Origin of the sequence: Streptomyces sp. NPDC005728 (assembly GCF_040630895.1) — a bacterium.
Lineage (GTDB): Bacteria > Actinomycetota > Actinomycetes > Streptomycetales > Streptomycetaceae > Streptomyces.
Map to the genome: position 1 here is coordinate 1 of NZ_JBEXYL010000216.1, position 5,623 is coordinate 5,623.

Below are 5,623 nucleotides of genomic sequence, written 5' to 3' on the forward strand. Positions count from 1 at the left end.
ATGCGCTCCTCGTAACCGGCGGCGTCGATCCGGCCGGCGCGCAGGTCGGCGCGTGCGGTGCGCAGTTCGCCGGTCTGCGGGAAGGAGCCGATGGTGGTGGTCGGCAGCAGCGGCAGGCCGAGGTGGGCGCGTTGGGCGGCGGTCCGCTCGGCATAGGGCTGGGACCGGCGCGTGTCGGCCTGGGTGACGGCGGCGGCGCGGGATCGCACGGCCGGGTCGTGGGTGATGGGGGAGCCGGCGCGGGAGGCCAGGTCGGCGCGGTTGGCGGCGAGTTCGGCGGTGATCGTGTCGGTGCCCTGGGCGAGGCCCTTGGCGAGGGTGACGATCTCCCGCGTCTTCTGCTGCGCGAAGGCCAGCCAGCGCAGGATCTGCGGCTCGATGTCCCGCTCCGCCGAGGCGTCGAGGGGGACGTGCAGGAGGGAGCAGGAGGCCGCGACGTCGACCCGGTCGGCCAGGCCCAGCAGGGTGCCGAGAGTGGCGAGCGACGCCGACAGGTCGTTGACCCAGATGTTGCGGCCGTTGACGACACCGGCGACCAGGCGCTTGCCGGGCAGTCCGCCGACGGCGGCCAGGGCCTCCAGATTGCCGGCCGCGGACTCGGTGAAGTCGATGGCGAGGCCCTCGATCGGCGCCTTGGCCAGCACGGGCAGGGCCTCGCCGAGCCGGTCGAAGTACGAGGCGACGAGCAGCTTGGGCCGGTCGGTGAGGGCACCGAGGCCGCGGTAGGCGCGCTCGGCGGCGTTCAGCTCGGCCGGGGTGCGGTCCTGGACGAGGGCTGGCTCGTCCAGCTGGATCCACTCCGCGCCGGCTGCGCGCAGGTCGGCCAGGATCTCCGCGTACACCGGCAGCAGGCGGTCCAGGAGAGTGAGCGGGTCGAAGTCCGCGGCCACGCCGGGTGCGGGCTTGGCGAGCAGCAGGTACGTGACGGGGCCGACCAGGACGGGACGGGCGGTCAGGCCCAGGGCGAGGGCCTCCTTCAGCTCCGTGACCTGCTTGCCGGAGTCGGCGGTGAAGACGGTGTCGGGGCCCAGCTCGGGCACCAGATAGTGGTAGTTGGTGTCGAACCACTTGGTCATCTCCAGCGGCGCGACGTCCTGGGTGCCGCGGGCCATGGCGAAGTAGCCGGCCAGGGCGTCGGCCTCGACGGCGGCGCGGTGGCGGTCGGGGACCGCGCCGAGAGCGACGGTGGTGTCCAGGACGTGGTCGTAGGAGGAGAAGTCACCGGTCGGCACCTCGTGGATGCCGGCATCGGCGAGCTGCTGCCAGTTGGCGGCGCGCAGTTCGGCGGCGGTGGAGCGGAGGGCGTCGGCGCTCACGCGGCCCTTCCAGTAACCCTCGATCGCCTTCTTCAGTTCCCGGTTCGGGCCCTGGCGAGGGTAGCCGTACAAGGTGGCCCGTGCTGCCGCGGCTGCGGACTTGGTGGTCACGGAGATCTCCTTCGCGAGATGAATCCCTGAGATCCCGGGGACGGGACGAGAGCGCGAAGGGTTGACGCACCGGACGGCAGCGGCCAGGAGCCGTCCGTTCGGTGTGTACGCCGACCCGCCCTCGAGGTCACCGGGATGTCCGCGCACGAGTGGTTCGCACGCGGGCAGGTGGCAGGTCTTCGGACTCGCGGGCACGTCTCGTCGTACGAGACACCTACTGGCCGTCGCTTCCCAAGCCCGGTACCTCGGGCCCAGTGCGAATGACGGCGGTCGTTCCCGCTCACCGCTGCGGGGCAGTCCCGGATTCCCACCGGGTTCCCTCTTACGACATCCCGCCTGGCGGACGGGACGAACCAGCTGCACGGATCAGCTTACGGGGTGGCGCCTCGGAGGGGTGCAGGACATCCGTCATCCGGATGGTGAGGTGGGACACCCGGTGGCCCGGGCACGCGACAGGGCGGGAAGCGCCGCACATGCGCTTCCCGCCCTTCCCCTGTGACGCCGTCCGGGACCCTCACCCCGGCGGCGGGTGCGGGCCCCTCAGCCCGCGCTGTACCAGGTCCTCAGCCCTGGTCGTAGGTGTGGAACCCCCGTCCGGCCTTGCGCCCGAGCAGTCCCGCCTCCACCATCCGCTGGAGCAGCGGGGGAGGGGCGTACAGGGGTTCCTTGAACTCGTCGTAGAGCGACTCCGCGATCGAAGCGACGGTGTCCAGGCCGATCAGGTCGGCGAGTTTCAGCGGGCCCATGGGGTGGGCGCAGCCGAGTTCCATCCCGGTGTCGATATCGGCGGCCGAGGCGAATCCGGACTCGGCCATGCGGACTGCCGAGAGGAGATACGGGATCAGCAGGGCGTTGACGACAAAGCCCGCCCGGTCGTGGGAGTGGATCACTGTTTTGCCCAGCGTCCGGGTCGCGAAGTCCTCGACGGCGGTGATCGTCGACGGCGACGTGTGCAGGGACGTCACGACCTCCACCAGGGGCAGCACAGGGACCGGGTTGAAGAAGTGCAGTCCCACGACCCGGTCGGCGCGGCCGGTCGACATGCCGAGGCGCATCACCGGAAGGGAGGAGGTGTTGGTGGTCAGCACGGCTTCCGGGTCCTCGACGATCTTGTCGAGGGCGGCGAACACCTCGGTCTTGGCGTCCGGGTTCTCCACGACGGCCTCGACGACGAGTTGGCGGTCGGCCAGGTCCTCCAGGCTGCCGGTGAACACCATGCGGGCGAACGCGTCCCGCGCGGCGGCCTGTTCCAGCTTGCCCCGTCGTACCGCGCGCTCCAGCGATGCCGCCACTCGGTCCCGGGCGGCGCGGGCCGCGACGGCGTCCACCTCGCAGACCACGGTGTCCAGGCCGGCCCGCGCGCACACCTCGGCGATTCCGGCGCCCATCTGACCGCCGCCGACTACGCCGACCCGCCGGATGTCACGGCTCATGCCCCCGCCTCCGACCGCCGCACGAGGTGCCGGGTGTAGGCGTCCGGGGTGAAGAACTGCGGCAACTCGCCCGTCAGCGCGGTCCGTTCGAAGAGGTCTCGGATCTCGTCGACCGGCGCCCACGGGTACTCGGCGCCGAGTGCGACGACCTCGTCGTCGAGCAGCCGCAGGACCGTCTCGCGGTCGATCACCCGGTGCCGCAGCCACTGCCAGACCTGGACGCGGGCGATCTCGGCGGTGGCCGCGTCCTCCATGAGGCCGTAAAGGGCGACCGCGCCCTGCCCGCGCAACCAGGCGGCGAAGTAGCGCAGCGCGACGGCGATGTTGGTGCGCACGCCCTCGGGGGACGGCGGCCCGCTGATCCGTCGCACCGACAGCAGGTCCGCCGCCGTCACCTCCACGTCGTCCCGGGTGCGGTCGAGCTGGTGCGGCCGTTCGCCGAGAACGCTGTCGAAGACCTCGCTGCAGACGGGGACGAGGCCGGGGTGGGCGACCCAGGAGCCGTCGAACCCGTCTTCGGCCTCCCGTTCCTTGTCCAGCCGGACCTTGGCGAGCGAGGCCTCGTTCGCCGCCGGGTCCTTGCCGGGCACCTGTGCGGCCATGCCGCCGATGGCGTGGGCGTCGCGCCGGTGGCAGGTGCGCACGAGCAGTTCGGTGTAGGCGCGCATGAAGGGGGCGGTCATCGTGACCTTGGCACGGTCGGGCAGCAGGAAGTCGGTACGGTGGCCGAAGGTCTTGATGAGGCTGAACAGGTAGTCCCAGCGGCCTGCGTTGAGACCGGCGCTGTGCTCGCGCAGCTCGTAGAGGATCTCCTCCATCTCGAACGCGGCGGTGATCGTCTCGATGAGCACGGTGGCGCGGATCGTGCCCCGGGGGATGCCGAGGAGTTCCTGGGCGGTGACGAAGACGTCGTTCCACAGGCGGGCCTCGTAGCGGTTCTCCAGCTTCGGGAGGTAGAAGTACGGGCCGTACCCGGCGTCGATCTGACGCTGCGCGCAGTGGAAGAAGTACAGGCCGAAGTCGACGAGCGCGGCGGGCACCGGACGGCCGTCGAACTCCAGGTGCTCCTCGTCCAGGTGCCAGCCGCGCGGGCGGACCATGATGGTGGCGAGCTTTTCCCGGTCCGCGAGGCGGTACTCCTTGCCCTCGTCGGTCGTGAAGTCGATGCGCCGCTCGATGGCGTCGAGCAGGTTGAGCTGCCCGCCGATCACGTTGTCCCAGAGAGGGGCGGTGGCGTCCTCGAAGTCGGCCATCCACACCCGGGCACCGGAGTTGAGGGCGTTGACCGTCATACGGCGGTCCGGCGGGCCGGTGATCTCCACGCGGCGGTCGGTCAGGCCCGGGGCGGGCGGTGCGACGCGCCAGGACAGGTCGGAGCGCACGGCGGAGGTCACCATGGGGAAGTCGAGCGGGGAGCCCGATGCCAGTCGCAGGACCTGCCGGCGGCGCTCCTTGAGGAGTTCCCGGCGACGCTCCCCGAAAGCGGCGGCCAGCCGGCCGACGAAGTCCAGAGCGGCGGGCGTGAGGATCTCGTCGTGCCGGTGGCCGGCGGCGGCGAGGACGCGGACATGGTGAGTCAGTGCGGTGGTGGACATCGGCTTCTCCTGAGCGGTGGGAGCGGAGGGGGGACGGGGACGGTCGCCCGGCCCCTCCGCTCGGTCAGTGTGGCCTGGTGGCCTAGTGGAACTGCTCTTCCTCGGTGGAGCCGGCCAGCGCGGTGGTGGAGGAGGCGGGGTTGACGGCGGTGGAGACGAGGTCGAAGTAGCCGGTGCCGACCTCCCGCTGGTGCTTGACGGCCGTGAAGCCGTGGGCCTGCGCGGCGAACTCCTTCTCCTGCAGGTCGACGTAGGCGGTCATGCCGTGCTCGGCGTAGCCGCGGGCGAGGTCGAACATGCCGTGGTTGAGGGAGTGGAAACCGGCCAGCGTGATGAATTGGAACTTGTAGCCCATCGCCCCGAGTTCACGCTGGAACTTGGCGATCTGGTCGTCGTCCAGCGCCGCCTTCCAGTTGAAGGACGGCGAGCAGTTGTAGGCGAGCATCTGGTCCGGGTACTGCGCGTGGATCGCCTCGGCGAACTCGCGGGCCTGAGCCAGGTCGGGCGTACCGGTCTCGACCCAGATCAGGTCGGCGTACGGGGCGTAGGCCAGGCCGCGGGCGATGACCGGGGCCATGCCGCCCCGCACCCGGTAGAAGCCCTCGGCGGTGCGCTCGCCGGTGACGAACTCGGCGTCGCGCTCGTCGACGTCGCTGGTCAGCAGGTTGGCGGCGAGGGCGTCGGTACGGGCGATGATGACGGTGGGCGTGTCGGCGATGTCGGCGGCGAGCCGGGCCGCGTTCAGGGTGCGGATGTGCTGCGAGGTCGGCACCAGGACCTTGCCGCCGAGGTGGCCGCACTTCTTCTCAGAGGCGAGCTGATCCTCGTAGTGGATGCCGGCCGCGCCCGCCGCGATCATCCCCTTGGTCAGCTCGAAGGCGTTCAGCGGGCCGCCGAAGCCGGCCTCCGCGTCGGCGACGATCGGGGCGAGCCAGTCGGTCGTGTCGCCGGCGTTCTCGGCGGTGGCGATCTGGTCGGCGCGCAGCAGCGCGTTGTTGATCCGACGGACCACCTGCGGAACCGAGTTGGCGGGGTACAGGCTCTGGTCGGGGTAGGTGTGCCCGGCCTGGTTGGCGTCGGCGGCGACCTGCCAGCCGGACAGGTAGATGGCCTGGAGCCCGGCCGCCGAGCAGGACGGCGAAGGGCTCGTCCCCGACGTGGTGGCGGG

General features: G+C 71.3%; 3 protein-coding genes, 1 pseudogene and 1 riboswitch. All 4 genes and pseudogenes read right to left on the minus strand.

The genetic code is table 11. The features are described from left to right. Positions 1-1,427 (minus strand): annotated as a pseudogene (locus ABZ471_RS47460) (5-methyltetrahydropteroyltriglutamate--homocysteine S-methyltransferase); the annotation flags it as partial. 152 nt (positions 1,428-1,579) lie between these two features. Beyond that, positions 1,580-1,800, minus strand: a riboswitch (cobalamin riboswitch). Positions 1,801-1,990: 190 nt separating this feature from the next. Further along, entirely contained in the window at positions 1,991-2,860 is an 870-nt protein-coding gene (locus tag ABZ471_RS47465; RefSeq protein ID WP_359075369.1) for a 3-hydroxybutyryl-CoA dehydrogenase, read from the minus strand. Then, a complete protein-coding gene (gene aceB, locus ABZ471_RS47470; protein ID WP_359075370.1) occupies positions 2,857-4,455 on the minus strand; it encodes a malate synthase A in 1,599 nt (532 codons plus the stop codon). The genes ABZ471_RS47465 and aceB overlap by 4 nt, the downstream gene beginning before the upstream one ends. A gap of 82 nt (positions 4,456-4,537) precedes the next feature. Then, positions 4,538-5,623: isocitrate lyase (aceA, locus tag ABZ471_RS47475; RefSeq protein WP_359075371.1), on the minus strand; the 1,086-nt coding region annotated here is incomplete at its 5' end.

Excerpts from the sequence above, each read along its gene's own strand:
- aceB (WP_359075370.1), bottom strand. The coding sequence starts at position 4,455 with ATGTCCACCACCGCACTGACTCACCATGTCCGCGTCCTCGCCGCCGCC.
- ABZ471_RS47465 (WP_359075369.1), bottom strand. The coding sequence starts at position 2,860 with ATGAGCCGTGACATCCGGCGGGTCGGCGTAGTCGGCGGCGGTCAGATG.